Source organism: Bacillus sp. AP8 (assembly GCF_000321185.1).
Lineage (GTDB): Bacteria > Bacillota > Bacilli > Bacillales > DSM-1321 > Bacillus_AD > Bacillus_AD massilioanorexius.
This window is the reverse complement of the sequence record NZ_CAPG01000021.1, coordinates 1-21,582: the sequence shown is the minus strand read 5'-3', so window position 1 is coordinate 21,582 and position 21,582 is coordinate 1. Positions and strand designations below refer to the sequence as shown.

The window sequence follows — 21,582 nt, the reverse complement described above, 5'->3', positions numbered from 1 at the left end:
ACTCACTAATTTAAAACGCAAAAAAGCTTACATATGAAATCCTATTGTTTGGATTCCATATGTAAGCTTCCGTTCATTCCAGTTATACGATAGTGTAACCACCATCAATTGGCACCAATGCACCATTCATAAATCTCGCTTCATCCGATGCTAAAAAGATTGCAAGATCCGCTACATCAGATACTTGTCCAAAACGATCCAATGGAATTTTGTTAGTTGGTCTCGTTTTTAACATTTCCTCTGTCATTGGTGTCGCAATTGTACCTGGACATATAGCATTTATTTTCACACCATCTTTACCATAAACAGCAGCTAGGTGTTTTGTATAACCTGCAACCGCATGCTTTGAAGCCGTATAAGCTGCTCCCCCCATTTGTGCCACTAAACCTGCAATAGAAGCGATATTTACAATCGAACCCGTTTTACGCTCTATCATGTGAGGCAAAACCAAATTAGATAATTTAAATACAGCTTTCGTATTAATATCAAATAATAAATCCCATTGTTCATCAGTTGTCTCAAGGCTATTTGTATATTTATCAAAAATACCAGCATTATTTACTAACACATCTATTTTTCCAAATTCTTGTATTGTTGTATTGACTAGATTTTCAAGATCTTCCTTCTTTGTTACATTCACTTGCACGGCTAACGCTTTTTTTCCAGTTGCTAGGATTTCATTTACAACTTCCTGTGCCCCTTTAATATTTAAATCCGCTACTACAACAGTAGCTCCCTCTTTAGAAAATGCTAGAGCTTCGGCTTTTCCCATACCAGAAGCTGCCCCAGTTATGATAGCTACTTTCTTATTTAATCTCATGTAAAACTCCCCCAAATAAGTATTACTATTATGTTTACATGATTAGTTTAAACCTACCCATTCATAATATCCAATACATATTCATGCATAAATTCATTACATTAGAGTTATAAAAAAAACACTATAAGTGAAAATATTTTTCTGCTTTATTCTCAAAAAAATTAATCGTAAAACGTCGAAATGTATCTGCCGCTGTCGATAAAAAATGCATTTTATTCCATGCTATACCCACAGTTCTCATACATTTCGGTTGACTGATTCTTAACTGTTTGGTAGAAGGGGCATTCTGCCTTAATAAAGATAATTGTGGAGTAAACGATACCCCGATGCCCATTTCAACTAGCTTTAAAATTGCCCATGCTTCTCCAAGTTCAACCGTTGTATTTGGTTGGAACCCTGCCTGGCGGCAAAAATCATCTGTTAATTCACGAAATTGATATCCTGTAATACGATTTATGAAGGATTCATTTTTTACTTCACATAGCTTAATACTATCTCGATTTGCCAAAAAATGATTAGGTGGAACGGAAAGAAATATTTCTTCCTCCATCAATGTGACCCATTCAATATTGTCCCCTTTTATCGGAATGGTCGATACACAAAAATCAATATCCCCATTTTCAAGCTGTTGCTTCATCTCAATCGATGTTGCTTCAAGCTGCTTTATTTTCACATTTGGATAATCTTCCATAAATTCCATCAGAAGGAAAGGTAATATGTGAGGAAGAGATATCGAAACAGATATGATTCCATTATCCAAGCCAGCCATATCTTGCACCTGCCTCTTCCCTTCTTCAAGTTCTTGAAAAATTCGATTTACTCTTTCTAAAAAAATCTTTCCAAATGAATTTAAACGAATATTTCTTCCTTCCCGATCAAATAATGGTGTACCTAAACTCTTTTCTAAACGGCTAATCGTTTTACTAAGTGCAGGTTGTGAAACTAATAATTCATTTGCAGCCTTTGTCATATGCTCATGACGAGCAGCCACCTGAAAATATTTCAGTTGTAACAATTCCATAATATCCCTCTTTCAGAAGAATCATTTTCATAACCTTAAAGAAATGATTGTTTTCTTTTACATATATTATACACTATGAATAAAATACTAAGACATTCAAGGAGAGCAGAAATGCTTTAAGGTCAAAAAGTAAAGCCCTAAAAAGGGTGTATGCCTCAAGATTACTTGAGGCATACACCCTTACATAAAGTAAAAGTTCACCTGACTTTCTTAACAGTAACTCAGAAGAACTTTTGCACCCATTTCATCATTCTATTTTGAATTTTTATAGAAGGCGTTTTTAGTCCTCTTTCAATATGACTAATATAAGAAGGGGAAATCTCAAGCTCTTCAGAGACTTGTAATAGAGATAAATGAAACTGCTTACGAATTTTTCTCAGTTGATCTCCTATAGAAGCTCCCCTTGTTTTATGATCTGTAATATCCTGAAAGTCTACCGAATAATGCGCACTTTTTTTCGTTTTTTCAATAGACCGATATTGTTCCTTTATGACTTCTGGTGGTTCAACAAGGATTGTAGAATCTAACCACATACGAACCCATCCTTTATTGTTAACAATACTCTCATCCCATTTATGATAATGCCAAGCGGACACTACCCCGTCTTCTAGTAATTGATCAAGCGCCTTTTCTAATCGATCTCGAGTACGTGAAGGTGTACGCTCATTAATACTCTCACCAATCGCTTCTAGTAACGTACGAATTTTATTAGGTTGCAAGAAATTTCCCTTTCTCGCTTGTGTTCTCCATCGCCAACTAAAATATCTAGCTATTCGTTTTTCCCACGTTTGTCTATATGGATTATATTGGAGAGTTTGAATTGGCAATAATGCAATTTGTCTTCCAGAGCCATAAAGATATTTCGTAAATACTTTATCTACTGTAAAAGTAAAAGTCTTTTGATTATTTAATTGAGAAATATCATATTCTTTTCTATTAAAATCAACAAAAAGAAAGGTTCGTCCTTGAAGCTGTGTTTGAATAGGTTTTCCTTTTTCATAAACAATTGCTTTATTTAATTCCAACCATAAACTTTGAATTTTTGTAAGCGATTGCAAAACTTTTTCTTTTTGTTTTTGCTCATATCCGCCTCTTCTGCCTTCTCCTCCAAGCTTCGGCTTTAATCCTCGAATAAGTAATAAATCGTTAAATTGAATTTCTATAACATCCTCTGTATATCGAGCTTTCGAAAGAAAGATACTACATAAAGCATCAAACATATCTACATCTAAGTCCGTTAAGCTTTGAGCTTGATTCTGAGCTTCCACAATCATAGATTGTATATCTTTAAGCTGACGAATGGGACGAAATTGAACAACTCCCTCCAAGTTACCTTTGTAAAGCGGCGTTGTCGGCCAAGGAGTTTCTTGAGTAACTTGAAAATGATTTTTGTAAAGTGATTCTCTAACATATTGATACGGCGCATTGTTCATTACATGTAAGTGGTGCTCTACACCTAATGAAAAAATAAGGTTTTTACTATAAGGAAGGGCATCCTGGTTAGAAGGTTTAGATATTAGAAGCAATGATTCTATATCATCCGATGAAAAAGATGCTAGATTCATAGTAGTCATAATGTTATTCATCCATTCGGTGGTATAGCTATTCACAATATTCGTATATTTTGCGATAAACACGTCATTAGAAGAAAGATTCTTTGTCATTAACTGATAGAAGACGTCATTTAGTTCCTGATTACTCATTTTTTCCATGTACTCTATTCCAATCACTCTCTCCATTTCTTCTAATATCCACTGTGTTAAGTACATTTGAAACCAAGCACAAAATTCTTCCCACGCTGCATCTTCACCTAAAAACGTTTTAGCCTTTATAATTTGTTCCATTCGATCCACATATTTTTCAAAATGAAGAGGATCATAACGATTGCCTTTAAACCTTGATGATGCTTTCTGCTGATTGTTATACTTTTCTAGCAAATAGCTAACAATTGTATTTGCAATCCAAGTAATCACACGATTTCGAGAAGAGATTCGTAAATTTACAAACAACTCTTCACTCTCTTTATAAGTACGGTCCCAAATAACGAAAGAATTTGAATGCACTGACTTATCCAGTGGTATAGTTTGAGAAATTGGTCCATTCATCTCTTCAGTAAATTTTACTTGCTCATAAATGCAAAGTACTAGATAATTATCAATCTTATTAAACCAATCTCTACTAAATTGAATGTTCTTGTGTTCGTTTTGAATAATTTCCAATTGATCAAAGGCAACATATTCGTAATGGTTTTTCTTTATCATGAATACCTCCTAGCAATAAATTCGAACAGCATATTTAAATAGTTGTACCAGAATATGATAGTAATTCTATCATCATTTTCTAAAAATTTCTATATTTACATTTTTTTGATAGTGTAAATATAGAATTTCCTTATGCTACTATTTAATGTAATTCTACTTTAATGCCTTCTGAATCCATCTCCATATATGAATAGTTTAGAGTATCATATGAACTACTTTACCTCCAGAAATCTTAACTTTGAAAAAACAAAAAGCCAGAATCAATCTGGCTTTTTTTAAAATCTATAAGCATTACGCATCTGAAGCAACAGATAGTTGACCATCCGTTGCTTTTTCATTTCCTGCAGATTTTTTCTCCTTCATAAATTTTGAAAGAGCAATGCCAACAGTAGCAATGACGAAAACAACTAAGCAGCTTATTAAGACAATCAATGCTCTTTCTAGACCTGCTTCCATGTTACCGTCATAATAAAATAATGCCTTCATTCCCTCCACCATATATCGAGTTGGTAGGAAGGCACTGCAAATACGATGAAATTCTGGAACACTTACTAACGGAATCGCTCCTCCACTAGAGAATATTCCCATAATGTTAATTGGGAACATTGCTAGCAACGCCCATTTCCCTAATAGCATGCCAATCAATTTAAACATAAAATACATCGCCATTGTACAAAGAAGCATGAACAAATAGATTTGCCAAATTGGTGCTGTATGGACGCTTCCAAAAACCCCCATAACTGCAACCATTAAACCAGATGAAACGAGAACCGACAAAATTAACCCCATAATTATTTCTGTAAAAATCAATTTACTTTCACTTAATCCAACTTTTCGATCTTGTAGGAAACTATTAATATTATTTAGATAGCCGTGGATCATTTGTGCACCCATTAATCCCGTAATTGATGCTATTAATGCAAGCATAAATGGTGTCATACCTTTATTAATGTCCGCAGGCAAGCCAAGCACATTTATTGAAGTAGCTTGAATCGGATTATCTAATAAAGAAGAAGCTGAAGGAGAAATCTTGATTTTTCTATCTTCCATCACTTTTTTTAATTGCTCACTCATCCCTTTTGAAGTCGTTTCAACAATTGTATGAAGTGTTTGAACGGCAACAGATGTTGCCATTTGCCCGCCGCCCTCATTAATCAATATCTCCATTTTAGCAGGCTTCACATCACTTTTCCCGTTCATAAGCCCCTTTTGTACTTCTGCAAGTGATGCTGAAAAATTAGCAGGAATAATTAGCGCTCCGTAGGCTTTATCATTTTTCAACATTTTTTCCGCTGTTGCACGATCATGTTCATAAATCCAATTAAAAGAATGCTTTTGATCAGGTAAATGTGTTAATTGTTTTCCACCTTCCGTAGTAGCAAACTGTTGATCTTCATTAACAATAATTATTGGGAAATTTTTTAATATTTGATTAGATCCACTGAATACAGGAAGATATATCGCTATCATACTCAACATTAGCAATGCCGTTGCCCAAACAGGGAACCAAGCAAACTTTATTCTAAACATCCGTTTCATTTTATTTATCTCCTTACCTTTTCTTTCTACTTACAAAACAAACAAATTCGCTAGAGAAAAAATCACGAGCTAGAATAAGTACTAATTTATTTATAAATCAGACGGTAACTTTCGTTTCAAAATTCGAAGTAACATATAAACCATTTCAATATCATCTTGTTCTAGCTTGCTAAAAAATTCATAAGCAAGATGGTAATTTTCTTCCATCGATATAACCGAAGCCCCTTCTGCTGTTACTTCAATAAGGTGACTTCTCCGATCTTCTGGATTCTCTTTCCGAACCAATAATCCTCTTTTTTCAAGAGAATCTACTAAATACGTAATTGATGCTGCCTTTAAATTCAACTTTTCTGCTAAATGACTCGCAGAAGTACCTTTGTTTCCTTGGACAATAGTTAAAATATTATACTGATTCATTGTTAATTCGTGCTTTTTCAAATGCTCAACGAAAACCTTAAAGCGCTGATCTGCCATTTTCTTCGACAGATCATTATAAATATCCATTACCATTTCAACCGTTATATCTTGAAGCAAAAACGATCACCTCTTTTAAGTCATAAAAAACATTATAATTAGAACATTCTAAGTTGTAAACTAAAAAATCTTCAAAAACAACAGAATTTCTCGTGAAAACGCTTCATTTTATTTAAAATTATCTAAGTAAATAGATGTATTGTTCACAAACTCATATAAAAAAGAACTTCTTAATAAAAAGAAGTTCTTTTTTACTAAAATTAAAGCTGCTTACGAAGCATTGTAGTCTTTATTAGTAGTGTCTTCGAACCTACGAGATTTCATCTGTCTCGCTACACTTATAATAACCTCACAGCTTACATCCAATTAATCAACCTTTTTTACCATCTGGTTTGTCGCAAGGTTTAACAAAAGCCTTTCTATCAATCTAACACTTCAGGTACTATATACATATGTCCTTTTATACCTGGGGTGTTAAACACCTTTCTCATTTTACCAATACTATCGGCCATGAATTCTTTTGTTCCTTCCTCTGTTACAACAAGTGAGGTTGGTTTTCCGTTTGACTCTATAAAAAAATCAATATATCCATCTTCAACATCTAGACGTATTTTTTTCATTTGTTTTACTGCATTCATTGCCTGTGTCGGTGTAAGATTCTTCATTCTGTTACTCCTAGTTGTCTATTTATTGTCGTATATTAGGTGGTATTTATATCTACCTAATAATTAATTGATAGGTATTATAATCTTTATAAACATTCTATATCTTTTTCTCTCCATTTAATTAATTCATTTGTAACTGATAGGACCGATGCAATCCATTGTTCACGAAACGTATTTTCATAGTACCAACGCGCTTCCTTAGCCCATTTAGGTGGTGTCCCTTGTAAATCAATAGTTATGCGTTTCATGATGATCATCCTCTTCCACAAGATTATTTCTTTCATTTTTTCCTACGGTTTCTAAACTGAATATAAAAGAATAAAAATCATTAATTTTTATATCTTTCCTAATTATCATACCTATTTAAGTGGAACTATTTATGTTACATTAAAAAATATCCATAGCAGAACAGACTTTTTTCTACTTAAATATTTCACTACTACTTTATCTAAAAATACATGGATATAGAATAAACTATTATTATTGGAGGAGAAAAAATGATTATTACTTCCACTGAAAGTTTCGTTAATAAAACCATCATTGATACTAAAGGAATTGTCACTAGCAGTATTGTTCAATCACGTAATATAGGGAAGGATTTTCTTTCTGGATTAAAATCAATTGTTGGTGGAGAATTAAGTAGTTATACGGAAATGCTTGAGGATTCGAAAGAAATAGCTCTTGAGAGAATAACCGAGCAAGCGAAAAAAAAGGGAGCGAATGCCATTGTTGGATTTCGATTCACGTTAACTTCCGGTCAAGGTACCTCAGAATTGATTGCTTACGGAACTGCGGTAGTTGTTGAGTAACAAAAAGGATAGGTATACCTACAGCAAGATCATTTCCATGCACTGCTTGCTGTAGGCTTTATTTATAATGTCTATAAAAGTTTTATCTACTTGTATCACTGATTTTTTCGTAAAAATGCTAGAATGTCTTTCTTTGGAATGCCCATTTCTTTAGCAATTTGAATTAGTTTTATCCACTCTGAATCTAATTGTTTATTATTTTCAATTAATTGGCTCAACTTCATTTTCCCTCCTAAAAGAAAGTGGTCATCTAAAAAAAAGACGTTATAGCTTTTATCTTAGCAATTAGCACTAAAAAAACACTTAAACAAACAATAACTTTCAGAGATTCTTTAAAAACTATCATCTTTTCTATAATATATGCAGATTCTTATAGTATATGTCGTTTCCAAAATCATCGTCTTATTTACAATATAAAAGCGCATATACCATAATCCCACCTAAACAATATGTTATCGATAGAAATTCGAAACAATTTCTATCGATAACATTAATCTTTGGTGAAAATAAGGCATATGCGCTTAATAAAAACAAGGTCAATTAATGTTATGGTCGAATATTCATTACTTTCATTTTTTTACTTCTCTATTAATCAATCTTAATAGACCATTTACCGTCTGCACGAACAACAATCGCATAGTATCCATCAGTTGAAAGCTTTTGTCTAGTTGAACCACTGTAATTTCCAATTTCATTTACGAGCAATCCAGTACCATTTAACATGACTATAAAATTCGATTGTCCTTGATGTGAAGAAGTAAATTTATAATTTCCACTCTTTGCATTCACAAATACTACATCGTCCCCCTGGCCGCTTAGTACAGTTGGAATATCTTTCATTGTAGGTGGTACTTCCTGAGTGATTGAATAATTCCAACTACTTGAAGCTTTTACATTCAAATAATAATTGCCTGGCGAGTTAATAATCGCAAATGTTTTCCCCTTATATGAGCCAATTTCATTTACAAGCAACTCTGCTTGATTTCCATTTTCGTCCATCAATTCTACGATAAAATTACCTGAACCAGAATAAGAACCTTCAAAAATAGCAAAACCCGATTTTAAAGATATCATCTCCGAAGAATTATCACCAGTTCCACTAACTGACATTTTTGATTGCTGATACTTTTTCTCTTTTTCAGCTTCCTTCTTTGCTTTTGCTTCATTATATAAGCGTGAAGCATAAGTTTTTGCTTCTTCCATAGTAGCTACCGTTTTAACGGATAAAATAGTTACTCCATCTGTTCCAACTACCACAAATCCGTCAGTTGCTTTCAATACTCTACCAACATTTCCATTTCCGATGGAAAGCGTTTCAGGAAACTCTACATTTATTTTGTTTTCCTTTACATCGTCATACTGTTTAACAGTCATACCTACTTTAATAACCGAAGTTACTTCTGCAACAGTTGATGGTGCAATTTCTACCTTTTTCTCCTTTGATTGTTCCTTCTTCACTTCTGTAGATGCCTCTTTTTTGTCTGAGGCTTGTTCTTGTGTGTCTGGTGAAGCCACGAGACCTATTATAAATACAACAAATAATATGGCTGCAATCTTCATTTGCTTCTTTGATTTTCCTGTTTTTCTTAAGGCTGAAATAATGGCCATAACGAGATAAATAATAAAACCAATTAAGCCTAAAATACCAATAAACATAAACATGTGACATTCTCCTATTCCCTGATGCATTGTATTTACAATATAAATAGTAACAATGAACCAGGAACTATATATGTCACATTAAAAATTTTAATAATATTTTAACGTGTCTTGTATTTCTTCACGTACACGTGAGCGAATTTCTTCGGGGCCGATGACAATGACACCGCGTCCCATACCTAAAATCCACTTGATAATCGATTCTTTCCCGAACATTTTCGCCTTAAAGGTGACACTACCATCTGGATTTTCTATTATTTCCTGATTTTCTCCCCAAATAGATTCAGAAATGGTGTGAGTAAAAGCATCAAATACCTTCAATTCTACATGATGCTCATCATCACAAATACCCATTCGATCTTCACGTATATTAAAATTTTCATCTGGAATAAATTCTTCATTCGTTTCTAGTAAATCTTTCATACGTAATAACTTGAATGTGCGTTGACCATCTCTCTTTTCGCAAAATGCTCTGCAGTACCAATAGCTATTATAATGAATCAAACCATAAGGATGGATTTTTCGTGATTCTAACTCCCCTCTCCAGCCTTGGTAAGAAATAATTACCTTTTTATTTTCTAATATTGCACTACGCAACTTTAAAAATAGCTCATTGTCCTTTGTTAATGTATTACGCGGCTTAGATTTATGAATAAAATATAAATATTTATCCACTTCCTCTTTATAGATAGACATAGAAGAAATATGATGAAATAGCATCTTAAAAGCATCTTTTTCAGGAAAATACTTGCTGTTTTGAATATAATCAAAAGCCATATTTAATGCTGTTATTTCTTTCTCTTGAAATTCAATATTAGGTAAAACACTTTTTTTCTCAAGAAAATAGCCCCCGTATCTTCCAGGCTTCGTGCCTATTTGAATGCCCGCCATTTCTAAATCCGTCCTATATTTACGAACCATCCTCGTTGATACCTCTAACATTTCAGACAATTCCTGCGCTTGTACTAACCCTTTTGAGTTTAAAATCATGAGCATTCGTAAACAATTACTAGCATGACTCATCTTTACACCTACCTATTATCATGTTGATTATGTCATTTGAATTTCACTATTAGAAAAATTATATACTTCATTATGAATATAGTTGCTCTCTTTTTTCAATATAAAACAAGTAAATGCTCTTTGTGAGTATTATCCAACAATAACTCTTCCAGTATTAGGTTATTTCTAGACATTTAATAAGAGTTGGTTAAATAGATTAGTTTCTCCACAATTATTAAAATTCCTAAATTTCGTCATTTATAAATATGTTGTAATTACTATTGCGTATTAATTCTTAACAATCTTTTTTTACAAATCGTTCCTAACTGTAGAGAATTGTCTTCCAGTATTTTTGTTAGACAAAAAATTGAACCCAATGGCGTTAATTCGTTACAGAGGTTTTCTATGCTAAAAGAATTCTCTCAAACGAATGCATCCACTGGGCTTCACTTTATGCCAATTATTCCTTATATAACGGATGGATATAAAAATGTAGATTCTTTATATGCACATGCAAAAGATAGTAAGGTTTCCTATGTGTTAACAGGAACACTTTATTTAAGCGGAAAAACACGGAATGTCTTTTTCGATTTTATCAAACAAGATTTTCCTCATTTATACGAACTCCTACAAGCTCTCTATAAAACAGGAAGTGCTGGGAAAGAATATAAAGATACTCTTTATAAAATGGTCAATAAAATCAAAAAAATTACAAATTATCAAGTAGCTATTCACAACCAATGAAAGAGAAGTTAAATCAGTCTAATAGTATTCAACTGTCTTTTTTCGATTAAGAGCAAGATAGGAGCTATCTGTAATCTATTTCTCCACCATATTCTTAATTAGCTACATATCGTAAGGCATTAAAAATTCCATTTTCTTCATTATACGCTGAAATAAGCAATGTCACAGGTTCTAATGGAAATTCATCTTTAAACATCTTGTCTATCTAAAATTAAACTAATAATCAAAAAAGCAGACATATATCCTGGAATATATGCTATTCCTGTAATGACAAAAATGGCAAAAGGTAATGAAAACACAGAAGCTAAATCATGCAACCATGGTAGAGAAATATAAATAGAGATTGCTAGCCAACATGCTGAGAAAGCGTGACTAATCCAAAACTTCTTCTTCGTTGATAAATAAAATCTACGCCCCTTCCAATGATACATCGATTTAATAGGTGTTAAATTAGCTTTCACACTTGTCACTTCCTCTTTCAAGATGCTCATGTCATAACAACGTAATTAACATAATAACACTTCGTTTTTATAACAATTTATACAAAATATACCTTATATTTATTTTCGCTCACATAATATATACCCTTCTCTATTACTATTTAAGCTATATCTAACTACCACAAGAATTTTATCCTAAATGAAAGAGGTATACCTTTGCCCCCTAGCTATATAACCTTATCATTTCCTATGAATCTATTACCCACTCCTATTTATATGTATTAAATATAAATAGAGAGAAATCTGCGATGATCTAGTTGAGAACCGAGAATGAAAGAAGTGAAAAACCATGAATTTTATTCTAAAAAAATCAAAACAAAAAATTGCATTTAAAATTTTTTAGCATACAATATAATTAACAATAAACAAATTGTTAATTATTATAAAAACATACCATATTATTTATTAATAGGAGGTTTATACATGACTAATACCAAAGCCATAGAACAATACGATGTCAAGAAATATCGAACTCCAGATGGCTACACAAGTGATATTGCGGTCTTTACAATTGTTTCTGAAAAAATCGAGGAATATAAACCATCTAAAATGGAATTAAAATTGTTATTAATTCAACGAAGTGCCTTCAATGCAGAAGGTCATCATAATATTGAAGCTTCTAAATGGGCTTTGCCAGGAGGTTTTGTTGGAGAAACAGAATCTGCTCTTGAAGCTGCTAAAAGAGAATTAGCAGAAGAAACTGGTGTTAACGGGATTCACCTCAAACATTTTGGAGTATACGATCAGCCTGGAAGAGATCCAAGAGGATGGATCATCTCAAATGCCCATTACGCCATTGTACCTGAAGCAGCATTAATACACCGTTCGGCTAATGATGATGCAGAAAACGTTGAGTTATTTACACTGGATGAAGTTTTTTCCCTTGATTTAGCCTTTGATCATCGCCAAATTATAGAAGACGCGATTACAGAAATTAGGAAAGATTTATTACAAACAACTGTTGCTAAAAATTTTCTCCCAACCCTATTTACCTATTCTGAATTACAAGCTGTTCTACTGACAGCAACAGACGATCCAGTTATCGCTCTTAGCCAATCGTTTGCACGAAAAATCAAAACACTTCCATTTATCGAGGAAGTAAAAGGTCAAACGACGACTAGAACTTCAAAAAAACCAACTCAACTATATCGTTTTAATGATACAGAGGTTATAAAATCTATTTTTTCAGCTAGATACTAAATTTTTCAGGACTAACAATTAAATAATTTAATTGTTAGTCTTCAAGCTACTGCTAGTTAGGACTTAACCTTTGCTAATAATACTTTCGTATACTCTCTTCCATCAATACATAAAATATCACGATCACAAAAATATACTGTCAATCTCCCTTATAAAAGTGAATGGGATTAAATAATCAAAGCATAAGGAAATAACAATTATTCAATATCTGAACTGGAGGTATATGTAATGGCAAGAATCGGAATTTACGGTTCATCCTTTGATCCAATCACATTCGTACACTTATGGACGGCAAGTACAATTGCCCATCGATGCATATTAAATAAGGTCATTTTTCTACCTTGCTCTAGTAAGAGGAAAGATAAGAACATGCATACTGATGATCATCATCGATGGAATATGGTACAAATGGCGATTAAAGATAATCCAAAATTTATAGCGGATGATTATGAAATGAAGCAGGAAGCATGGAAAATAACAACATATCAAACGATGAAATACTTCAAGGAACAATTTCTAGAAGATGACATTTTCTTCATTATGGGCGCTGACTTACTTGTTGATATAGGTGAAGGAAAATGGAGTAATGCCGATTTATTAATTCAGGAAAACAAGTTTATTGTTATGGCACGTAATGGCATTGATATGTTAAGAGCCATTAGTAAATCCCCAATTCTTAGAAATAATGATGATGGTTCAACTTTTCACTTATTAGATAAGGGCATCGCTATGGAAATCAGCTCCACGTACATTCGTGAGGAATTTAAACTTGGAGGTGAGCCTGAGTACCTCTTACCATACAGCTGTTATAACTATATTAAAAAGCACTCTTTATATACAAAGTAAAACCGTTTAAAAAATACATTTTTCTTTTTCATAAAAAAGGTTAGATCAAGCCAATCACATAACAAAGTATTATGAAGCGTGGAGGCTGTCTCAAAAGTGATGTTCCATTATTTTTGAGACAGCCTCCTTTTTAAATTTTTTCTTAGTGATTATTTTTCCGTGATTTCTTCCTCAGTTACCCATTTGTGGTTTTTCACTTCTTCTCCACCATTTGTTGGTTTGTAATCAACCATGTATACAGTAGTATCATTTGCTGAATCAATAGTGGCCGTTGCACCATTCATTCCTTCCATATGATCTGCTGTAATGGTTACTTCTGTTCCTGGAGTTAGTTTTGTATCATTAGCATTTTCCATTTCTTCTTGTACAAGCCATTTATGATTTTTCACTTCTTCCCCACCATTGGTTGGCATATAGGTAACAGCATAAACGGTTGTATCATATGCACCAACAATCTTTGCTGTCGCACCATTCATCCCTTCCATATGATCCGTTTTTAAAACTACCTCACTTCCAACCTCATACTTTGGTTTTTCTGCTTTTTTCATTCCTAATGGAACTTCTTCAGAATTGTTAGCTGATGTCATATCCATATTTTCATGATTATTGTCTGCATTCTCCTGCTGCTCAGCCGGAGTTTGCTTCGGATTAGCTTCTTGATCCTTGTCATTGTCACCACAAGCAGCTAATAATACTATAGAAAGTATAGATACAAAACCTAATTTATACATGATTTTCTTCATTTATTTTTCCTCCATCTCTTTCAATCGTTGTCACTTTTTTGTAAGGAAATTATCGTTAAGTTACCTGTATCTAGGATGACCGATTTTACTTAAACGAAAATGGATGTAACGATCATCTATACAATGACCTGAACCTCCCTCCAGATATTTCCTTACACAAATAATATGTACCCGCCCGCTATGTTTTTAAACATAAACACTATGTATAAAGATTTTAGTTCTTTTCACCAATAACATTACGCTACAATTGTAACTACCTATTTTTCCATTTATACTAAATAATACCAATAGTTGTACCTAACTAGGAACTTCTATTCTATTAAACTATGACAATATATCATCAGCGAAGATGGAGGATTATCAATGACAAAAAGAAAACTCATAACTATTACATGCCTTTTTTTCATTATCCTTATTTGTTTACGAATGTCTTGGATTGATCATTTTGCTAGTATAGAAGGACCAAACGCTAATCAAGGAACGATTAATTTAAGGGACATCAATCTACCAAATAATAAAACGATTCTGTTAAATGGAGAGTGGGAATTCTATTCAAATCAGTATCTCCAACCAGATGAATTAAGGGGTAAGAAGAAATTTGTGAGTGTGCCCAACGATTTATCACATATTCTATCTGAGGGATATGGAACTTATCGGCTAAAAATACTGCTTAAAAAGGGAGATCAAAATCAGTATAGTCTGTATGTTAAAAGCCTTTTACATACAGATACTATTTTTATTAATGGTCACAATATCACTGAAACTGAACAGCCTTTAACCTATAAAAAAGAATACTTCAAAAGATTCTCACCTTATACGGTGAAGCTTGGTAAAAATCGAGATGAAATTGACATTGTCATCCATATACCTAAAAATACAAAATCTAAATTAGCTGGGATTTTAGAAACAATCGAATTTGGAACAACACCAACCATTGAAAAAAAGTATGATTTATCAGTGATCATGCAATTTATTGTGTTTATTATATTATTTTTACACTCCATATATTGCTTAATCTTTTATGTGTTTAGTTCTTGGAATAGTCGATTTTTATACCTTGGCCTTTCTTTTTTCTGCTTGATGATAGGAACTATCGCCGATGATGATAGACTACTCTTACTCCTTTTCCCAACAATGCCATATGAATGGTGGATAAAAATCATTGCAATTGTCTATTCAGGCAGTCTATATTTTTTAATTCATTTTTTACGAAAAATATTACCACATGTACTGAAGAATTTTTTATATAACTCTCTAACTGTCCTATTTAACCTTTACTTATTCTTGATTCTATTACTACCAGTTGATTATCTTTATTTCGTCACAATGTATTATTTTCAAGGTGTGCTTATAGTTGGAATGGTTATACTCATCAGTTTTCACTCTTGGAAAACCGTTTATTTATTCCGAAAGAATATACTCTATTTCTCACTAGCTGTCCTAAGCATTGTAATGAGTACAACATTTGGGATGATCATAAATCTTGGAATAATTGAAATGCCCTATTATCCTATTGATATCATACTTTCGGTTATTTTTTTCGCTATCCTAGCTTTTAAAACATTTTTTCAGCAACATAATGAAATGATTATCTTAACAGAGAAGCTACAAAAAATTGATAAACGAAAAGATGAATTTTTAGCAAATACTTCTCATGAATTAAAAAATCCATTGCACGGTATCATGAATATGGCACAGCTTGTTTTGGATAAAAACACAAACACTTTAGACAAAGAAAGCCAAAAAGATTTACAGCTACTTATCACTATTTCCCAACGAATGTCACTTATATTAAATGATCTACTAGATATAAAACGATTAAAGGATAATGAAATACAACTTCATATCAAAAATATTTCTGTTCAATCCGTCATTTCAGGGGTTTTTGATATGCTAGCTTTCATGTTAGAAGAGAAAAAAATTCAATTCTTTTCAACCATACCCGATTCATTTCCAAAGGTGGAGGCAGATGAGAATCGGCTCATTCAAATCTTCTTTAATCTCATACATAATGCAATTAAATACACAAATGAAGGCGAAATTATTGTATATGCAGAAATAAAGGATAAGATGGCCCACATTCATATAAAAGATACAGGAATTGGGATAGATCAAGAAACCCAGCAAAGAATTTTCTTACCTTATGAACAAGCCGATTCTAGTATGACAGCAATTAGTGGAGGAATTGGACTTGGATTAAGTATATGCAACCAATTGGTTAAGTTACATGGCGGTGAGCTTACCGTTCAATCATTCTTAGGAAAAGGTTCAACCTTTACCATTACATTGCCATGTGCTGAAATAAAGAATGAAACAACTAAAGATCAACATTTACATATCCAGGAAAACTCTCTATTAAAATATGATTCAGGTCAGAACGTAACTGAACTGAATATAGAATTAGAGCATCGGCAGAGAATTCTTGTCGTTGATGACGATCCTGTAAACTTGAAAATCTTACGGCAAATTCTTCAAGCTGAGCAATACGTAATTCATACAGCAGTGAACGCTAACCAAGCTTTACAATTATTAGAAGAAGAAAATTGGGATTTAATCATTTCAGATGTTATGATGCCAAATATGTCTGGATACGAATTAACTAAAACCATTCGTAATAGTTATTCTTCTTCTGAGCTTCCTATTATCTTATTAACTGCCAGAAGCCAAGCTGAAGATATGTTAACCGGTTTTGTTGCTGGAGCCAATGATTACGTAACAAAACCGGTTAATAAAATGGAACTAACTGCTCGTGTTCGTGCTCTAACAGACTTAACACAATCGATTCAGGAACAAATCAAAACAGAAGCAGCCTGGCTCCAAGCTCAAATTAAGCCTCATTTTTTATATAATACTTTAACAACGATTAAAGCCTTGAGCGAGTTAGATCCTAAGAAAATGATAAAGCTTCTTAACGAATTCACACATTATTTATTAGCTAGTTTTGACACATCCAACTTAGAGCCAACAATATCCATACACAAAGAACTTGAGCTCGTTCAATCCTTCTTATTTATAGAACAAACTCGTTTTCGAGATCGTTTACAGATTATATGGGACGTTGACGATACACTAAATTTCACACTTCCACCTCTCTCCATTCAAACGATTGTCGAAAATGCTGTTAGACATGGCGTGTTAAAACAGGTTGCTGGTGGAAGCATTACCATTTCAATACAAGAATCGGAACTGTATATTGAAATTAAAATACAAGATAATGGAGTAGGAATGAATGAAGAAACGCAGAACAACATCCTTCAACCAAAGAATCAACAGAAACACGGAATTGGTCTTATAAACACCGATAAGCGTCTTAAACGATTATACGAAAATGGATTACAAATCCAGAGCACTCTTGATGTTGGTACGACTGTAAGCTTTACAGTTCCTAAGTCACAACATATAAATAGAAAAAAGGAAAAAAGTTCATGAGTATGCTATCACAATTACTCGACTTGCTTATTTTATATTTGTCATAACGCCCACTAAATCAGTCATAAGTGGCTCAAATGTGAAAAAGAATCACATTTAAGCCACTTGTTTATTTGCTTTAATATCTTTGAATGTTATGTATACGATGCTTTATCACAAAATAGGACCAATCTCACATTCTTTTGTTTTTCCATTACAGCCCTCCCCTTTTATACTAAAATGAGAAATCATATACTATTTCATATTCATCATTCTCTGTTATACTAAAAAAAGGAAAAAGGCATATGGGGGAAGTAACATGAACAAATACATAAGTTCCGACGAAATGTGGGAAATTTTCTATAAGGATAATCCCGAAGAGTATAAGGAACATCTTCGAAAAGAAAAAGAAAAGGAAATCTGTTTTCAAAATGAACTACTAGAAAAAAGACAAAAGCTTGCTAGAGTTCTCTTAAAGCCTTATACAGAAGAGATTAATCATTTTATTCAATCATTAAGCTTTGAAGAATTGACTTTTTACTATGAACAAGCAAAAGGATTTACACAAATCTTTGAAAAACGATATCTTCATACTTTTCAGAAAGAAGTACAGGAGCCAAGTAAAACACGATTTGTGGATGCCATTCATCAACTTTCATGGGAAGAAGTTGAAGTAGCACTTCAAAAAGTTGTAGAAAAACCCGAAACCGTTTATTTATATAAATCTGTTTGGGAAGAATTAATTCGATTAACTCCTACAATAGATGATGACCCACTCATCATTGCTGTCCAACCGAAAAGAGAAAAGAACGAAGATGGAAAAGAAGAAATCTATTATAATGTATGCGGGTTAAATTCCAAAAACGGAACACCTTATGGCATAGAGTACACTTTATGGGATAAATGGTTAGGATGGTTTTGCCATCAAGGTCAACTAGATAAATTGGGGGCCCCACTATTTATCGCACACTGTATGTGGGAAATGACATTCCTTGGGATGAATCAAGCCGCTGTCCAACAAAAAATTGATGAGTTAGAAGAAGTTGAAAACATGTATAAAAGGGAGTAATTTTTTAAAAACAAGAACATTGAAGCAAGTATAACAAAGTTCTTGTTTTTTTATGCTTTTCAGTTAATGCTAATCATTTCAATTCTATAAATGAGAAATTCAAATTCCTCTACAGCTTGGATAACACTAAACAACAACTTTTTTATAATGAACAAGTGTTGCATTCATTTCCCTTTCTTCCATAAGACGGAAACCCATTTTCTCATATAAGTCGCAGTTTCGTTGCTGCTCTTGAATCGTTCTCAATTCTCAAGAAGTTGCTTGGGGGTAGACTTGAGGGCCCTTGCCTTGATACTTAGGTAGAATAAACATAGGACTTATCCACTATTGAGATCGATTGTTAACACAAAACTAGACAACTTTTTCTTACCTCCAGTCAAGTGATTTTCACTAAAATTATTTGTAATAATTTTATTCTTATGAGTGGGGAATCTCACTCATGTGAAATTTACATACACCAAAAAAAGACCTGACGAATTTTCGTTTTTTCGCAAGGTCAATTATGAACAGGTGATAGCTGTTTTTAAGGACAAGTAAATGGTATTAGGCATCATCGTTTTTTTTACGAAAAACACTAATACGGATTCACCAATTATCCCCACCTCCACATTTACCTTAAAGTTTTGAGTTTTTCGGAAATACTATTTGGAGAAAAATAGACAAATGAGAATACTCCGTTTCACTTACTCGTTAAATGTAACGTAAAGAAAAAACAGCTGCCCTCCCCTTCCTTGCTTTCCACATAAATTTGTCCATTGTGATATTCAATGATTTCTTTGGATATAGCCAATCCCAAACCGGAACCTTGATGTTGTGTCGTTTGATTTAAAAAACTTTTGAAAAAGCGATTAAACACAAACTCCAGTTCTGCTCCATTAATGCCCATTCCATTATCTTCAACACAAATCACAACCTGACCTTCATCCTGCTGAGATAATTTTAATAAAATATGACCCTCTTTCTTCACAAATTTCGCAGCATTGGATAGTAGGTTTACGATTACTTGTTCAATACGCACTCTGTCAATCATTACATATACTTCCTTATTTGCCGGAACTGTATCGCTATATTCGAATACAATACCTTGTGACTCCATATCATCTTTATATTTGGAATAAAGTACATACATATACTTTCGTAAATTCACCTTTTCGATATGAAAGAATATTTTCCTATTTTCAATATTTGTTAAGGAACGTAGATCATCCAGCATTTGTGCAATATAACTACTTTTATCATAAATAATTTGTACATACTTCTCATCCATTTGAATCACTTTATCCAGCATTCCCTTGGAGTAAAATATGACACTTGTTAAGGGTGTGCTAATTTCGTGTGAAATATTTTCAATTAATCTGCTTCTCTCTATCTGCAATTCATGAAGCTTTTCGTTTGTTAATTGTAACTCCTTATTCATTGTTTGCAATTCCGTAGTACGATTGTGCACATTCTGTTCAAGTGATTCATTTAATAACATTAAATCACGTGATAGCTTTTCTGTTTTTGCATAGGATTTTGAATACCTTTTAGATAGGCTAATCGATTGTGTAAACAGAAAAAAGAGAAGACCAGCAGATGTTAATTCTGTCGTTTGGATTAGCTTATTAAAATATAAAAAATCATTAACTGCTAACAAAAATAACATTGATATTGCAAATACATTTAAAACTGACCCCTCTCGTTTTCGAATAAAGGCTTTTATGTAAACTATTAGCAAATAGAAAATTGTAAACATACAGAGTACTGTTAAAAAAGGCATCGTATTTGTAAAGACGATCACTGGTGTCACAATTACAAACACACTATATATGGACATCACCACGATAATGATATTTCTGATGACAATACTCATATCTTTCGAAAATTGAGTATACGTAAACAAAGAGAAAAAAAGAGTCCCTAATGCCACACCGATAATTTGCAATTTTACAACGAATTCCCAATCCAAATAAGAAATGAAATAGTCTGAAATACCTATATCAAGAAACGTTGTTCTTATCGCAACCAATAGACAAGTCATTCCGAAAAAAATCAACGAACGTTCCTTTCGTCTAAATAAAAATAACACGAGATGATAAAGCCCCATCGTCAAAAGACTAATGGCGATCACAGTACGATATATCACTTTATTGTCCCTGTGATGCAAAATATTCTCTTGTTCCCCTAATAATAAAGTATTGTATATCCCTGCGTTTCTTTGATTAAAATTCGAAACTTGAATAATCAACTCTACAGTTTGAGATTTAATTTGGAATGGAACAAATTGATCTTTTGTTCTATGCTCCATCAACTCTTTGCTTCTTCCAACTATTCCGACAGAACTCTTATTTTCACCATCAATCCATAAAGTATAAGCTGACGCCACTTTTGGAATATAGAAAGCTTTTATTGTATTCACATCATCTTCATGAAATTTGATTTTCAAACGATATGTTGCAAATCCAGTTTGCGGCAAATTTTCTCCCTTTACAGAATAATGGTCCCACGTATTAGGGACTTCAACCATTATAGGCTCTTGTTTGACATTATGATTCTGAAAGTCTGTTGGACTATATAATTGCTCCCAATAAAATTCCCATTCCCCATCTAATTTAATGATTTCGTTTCCTACAACTTCACTAATAGTAAAAATACCCTTTTTACCCAATGCTTCTGCCTTTACATTTAACACACTGAGGAACATTACGCATGAAACAATTGTAAAAAGCAATATACTATATCTCCATTTCACCTTTAACACCCTCTACTGACCCATCTGATTTTACCATTATCATAACACTATGAATTAGAACATAAAGGGATAATGTGGAAAAATATAAATA

19 protein-coding genes and 1 pseudogene are annotated in these 21,582 nt (G+C 32.9%); 6 read left to right on the top strand and 14 right to left on the bottom strand.

Going from position 1 to position 21,582, the window contains the following annotated elements:
* Nucleotides 1-82: 82 nt before the first annotated feature.
* The 7 genes from BN349_RS03855 to BN349_RS25765 all read right to left on the bottom strand — a co-directional run bounded on the left by BN349_RS03855 (nucleotide 83) and on the right by BN349_RS25765 (nucleotide 7,028).
* Nucleotides 83-820, bottom strand: coding sequence for an SDR family NAD(P)-dependent oxidoreductase (locus BN349_RS03855; protein ID WP_019240959.1), 738 nt, complete (start codon nucleotides 818-820; stop codon nucleotides 83-85).
* Nucleotides 821-941: 121 nt separating this feature from the next.
* On the bottom strand, nucleotides 942-1,841 hold the full coding sequence (locus BN349_RS03850) for a LysR family transcriptional regulator (RefSeq protein WP_019240958.1): 900 nt from the start codon (nucleotides 1,839-1,841) through the stop codon (nucleotides 942-944).
* A gap of 221 nt (nucleotides 1,842-2,062) precedes the next feature.
* A complete protein-coding gene (locus BN349_RS24735; RefSeq protein ID WP_019240957.1) occupies nucleotides 2,063-4,102 on the bottom strand; it encodes a helix-turn-helix domain-containing protein in 2,040 nt (679 codons plus the stop codon).
* Nucleotides 4,103-4,393: 291 nt separating this feature from the next.
* Nucleotides 4,394-5,641 (bottom strand): ABC transporter permease, encoded by a 1,248-nt coding sequence (locus BN349_RS03840; protein WP_019240956.1) that lies wholly within the window; start codon nucleotides 5,639-5,641, stop codon nucleotides 4,394-4,396.
* Nucleotides 5,642-5,731: 90 nt separating this feature from the next.
* A complete protein-coding gene (locus tag BN349_RS03835; protein WP_019240955.1) occupies nucleotides 5,732-6,175 on the bottom strand; it encodes a MarR family winged helix-turn-helix transcriptional regulator in 444 nt (147 codons plus the stop codon).
* Nucleotides 6,176-6,537: 362 nt separating this feature from the next.
* On the bottom strand, nucleotides 6,538-6,780 hold the full coding sequence (locus BN349_RS03830; RefSeq protein WP_019240954.1) for a hypothetical protein: 243 nt from the start codon (nucleotides 6,778-6,780) through the stop codon (nucleotides 6,538-6,540).
* Between the two features lie 86 nt (nucleotides 6,781-6,866).
* A complete protein-coding gene (locus BN349_RS25765; protein ID WP_019240953.1) occupies nucleotides 6,867-7,028 on the bottom strand; it encodes a hypothetical protein in 162 nt (53 codons plus the stop codon).
* A 249-nt stretch (nucleotides 7,029-7,277) separates the two neighbouring features.
* Between BN349_RS25765 and BN349_RS03820 the strand changes: the two genes are divergently transcribed.
* Nucleotides 7,278-7,589, top strand: coding sequence for a YbjQ family protein (locus tag BN349_RS03820; protein WP_019240952.1), 312 nt, complete (start codon nucleotides 7,278-7,280; stop codon nucleotides 7,587-7,589).
* A gap of 95 nt (nucleotides 7,590-7,684) precedes the next feature.
* On the opposite strand, the gene BN349_RS25230 is transcribed toward BN349_RS03820, so the two are convergent.
* The 3 genes from BN349_RS25230 to BN349_RS03805 all read right to left on the bottom strand — a co-directional run bounded on the left by BN349_RS25230 (nucleotide 7,685) and on the right by BN349_RS03805 (nucleotide 10,271).
* Nucleotides 7,685-7,813, bottom strand: coding sequence for an anti-repressor SinI family protein (locus BN349_RS25230; RefSeq protein WP_019240951.1), 129 nt, complete (start codon nucleotides 7,811-7,813; stop codon nucleotides 7,685-7,687).
* A 364-nt stretch (nucleotides 7,814-8,177) separates the two neighbouring features.
* Nucleotides 8,178-9,251, bottom strand: a complete 1,074-nt coding sequence (locus tag BN349_RS24730; RefSeq protein WP_019240950.1) for a hypothetical protein — start codon at nucleotides 9,249-9,251, stop codon at nucleotides 8,178-8,180.
* 87 nt (nucleotides 9,252-9,338) lie between these two features.
* Entirely contained in the window at nucleotides 9,339-10,271 is a 933-nt protein-coding gene (locus tag BN349_RS03805; RefSeq protein ID WP_019240949.1) for a helix-turn-helix transcriptional regulator, read from the bottom strand.
* A 384-nt stretch (nucleotides 10,272-10,655) separates the two neighbouring features.
* Here BN349_RS03805 and BN349_RS23260 point away from each other — a divergent pair, with 384 nt between their 5' ends.
* Nucleotides 10,656-10,994, top strand: coding sequence for a hypothetical protein (locus BN349_RS23260; RefSeq protein ID WP_051024191.1), 339 nt, complete (start codon nucleotides 10,656-10,658; stop codon nucleotides 10,992-10,994).
* 188 nt (nucleotides 10,995-11,182) lie between these two features.
* On the opposite strand, the gene BN349_RS03790 is transcribed toward BN349_RS23260, so the two are convergent.
* The gene (locus BN349_RS03790; protein WP_019240947.1) at nucleotides 11,183-11,455 is read right to left on the bottom strand and encodes a hypothetical protein; all 273 of its coding nucleotides are present in this window, start codon (nucleotides 11,453-11,455) and stop codon (nucleotides 11,183-11,185) included.
* 462 nt (nucleotides 11,456-11,917) lie between these two features.
* Here BN349_RS03790 and BN349_RS03785 point away from each other — a divergent pair, with 462 nt between their 5' ends.
* Entirely contained in the window at nucleotides 11,918-12,694 is a 777-nt protein-coding gene (locus tag BN349_RS03785; protein ID WP_019240946.1) for an NUDIX hydrolase, read from the top strand.
* A 228-nt stretch (nucleotides 12,695-12,922) separates the two neighbouring features.
* The gene (gene nadD, locus BN349_RS03780; protein WP_019240945.1) at nucleotides 12,923-13,540 is read left to right on the top strand and encodes a nicotinate (nicotinamide) nucleotide adenylyltransferase; all 618 of its coding nucleotides are present in this window, start codon (nucleotides 12,923-12,925) and stop codon (nucleotides 13,538-13,540) included.
* Nucleotides 13,541-13,689: 149 nt separating this feature from the next.
* On the opposite strand, the gene BN349_RS03775 is transcribed toward nadD, so the two are convergent.
* Nucleotides 13,690-14,283 (bottom strand): YdhK family protein, encoded by a 594-nt coding sequence (locus tag BN349_RS03775; protein ID WP_019240944.1) that lies wholly within the window; start codon nucleotides 14,281-14,283, stop codon nucleotides 13,690-13,692.
* Nucleotides 14,284-14,646: 363 nt separating this feature from the next.
* On the opposite strand from BN349_RS03775, the gene BN349_RS03770 reads away from it, so the two are divergent.
* The gene (locus BN349_RS03770) at nucleotides 14,647-17,712 is read left to right on the top strand and encodes a hybrid sensor histidine kinase/response regulator (protein WP_019240943.1); all 3,066 of its coding nucleotides are present in this window, start codon (nucleotides 14,647-14,649) and stop codon (nucleotides 17,710-17,712) included.
* 298 nt (nucleotides 17,713-18,010) lie between these two features.
* Entirely contained in the window at nucleotides 18,011-18,760 is a 750-nt protein-coding gene (locus BN349_RS03765; RefSeq protein WP_019240942.1) for a DUF6557 family protein, read from the top strand.
* A gap of 126 nt (nucleotides 18,761-18,886) precedes the next feature.
* On the opposite strand, the pseudogene BN349_RS26825 reads toward BN349_RS03765, so the two are convergent.
* Together BN349_RS26825 and BN349_RS03760 are read right to left on the bottom strand one after the other, a co-directional pair.
* Nucleotides 18,887-19,084, bottom strand: a pseudogene (locus BN349_RS26825) (GNAT family N-acetyltransferase); the annotation flags it as partial.
* Between the two features lie 355 nt (nucleotides 19,085-19,439).
* Entirely contained in the window at nucleotides 19,440-21,491 is a 2,052-nt protein-coding gene (locus BN349_RS03760; protein WP_148335340.1) for a sensor histidine kinase, read from the bottom strand.
* Between the last annotated feature and the right edge of the window lie 91 nt (nucleotides 21,492-21,582).

Bases quoted from the DNA above. Each gene is read 5' to 3' on its own strand.
- BN349_RS03855 (WP_019240959.1), bottom strand. From the start codon at position 820: ATGAGATTAAATAAGAAAGTAGCTATCATAACTGGGGCAGCTTCTGGT.
- BN349_RS03850 (WP_019240958.1), bottom strand. From the start codon at position 1,841: ATGGAATTGTTACAACTGAAATATTTTCAGGTGGCTGCTCGTCATGAG.
- BN349_RS24735 (WP_019240957.1), bottom strand. From the start codon at position 4,102: ATGATAAAGAAAAACCATTACGAATATGTTGCCTTTGATCAATTGGAA.
- BN349_RS03840 (WP_019240956.1), bottom strand. From the start codon at position 5,641: ATGAAACGGATGTTTAGAATAAAGTTTGCTTGGTTCCCTGTTTGGGCA.
- BN349_RS03830 (WP_019240954.1), bottom strand. From the start codon at position 6,780: ATGAAGAATCTTACACCGACACAGGCAATGAATGCAGTAAAACAAATG.
- BN349_RS25765 (WP_019240953.1), bottom strand. From the start codon at position 7,028: ATGAAACGCATAACTATTGATTTACAAGGGACACCACCTAAATGGGCT.
- BN349_RS03820 (WP_019240952.1), top strand. From the start codon at position 7,278: ATGATTATTACTTCCACTGAAAGTTTCGTTAATAAAACCATCATTGAT.
- BN349_RS25230 (WP_019240951.1), bottom strand. From the start codon at position 7,813: ATGAAGTTGAGCCAATTAATTGAAAATAATAAACAATTAGATTCAGAG.
- BN349_RS24730 (WP_019240950.1), bottom strand. From the start codon at position 9,251: ATGTTTATGTTTATTGGTATTTTAGGCTTAATTGGTTTTATTATTTAT.
- BN349_RS03805 (WP_019240949.1), bottom strand. From the start codon at position 10,271: ATGAGTCATGCTAGTAATTGTTTACGAATGCTCATGATTTTAAACTCA.
- BN349_RS23260 (WP_051024191.1), top strand. From the start codon at position 10,656: ATGCTAAAAGAATTCTCTCAAACGAATGCATCCACTGGGCTTCACTTT.
- BN349_RS03785 (WP_019240946.1), top strand. From the start codon at position 11,918: ATGACTAATACCAAAGCCATAGAACAATACGATGTCAAGAAATATCGA.
- nadD (WP_019240945.1), top strand. From the start codon at position 12,923: ATGGCAAGAATCGGAATTTACGGTTCATCCTTTGATCCAATCACATTC.
- BN349_RS03775 (WP_019240944.1), bottom strand. From the start codon at position 14,283: ATGAAGAAAATCATGTATAAATTAGGTTTTGTATCTATACTTTCTATA.
- BN349_RS03770 (WP_019240943.1), top strand. From the start codon at position 14,647: ATGACAAAAAGAAAACTCATAACTATTACATGCCTTTTTTTCATTATC.
- BN349_RS03765 (WP_019240942.1), top strand. From the start codon at position 18,011: ATGAACAAATACATAAGTTCCGACGAAATGTGGGAAATTTTCTATAAG.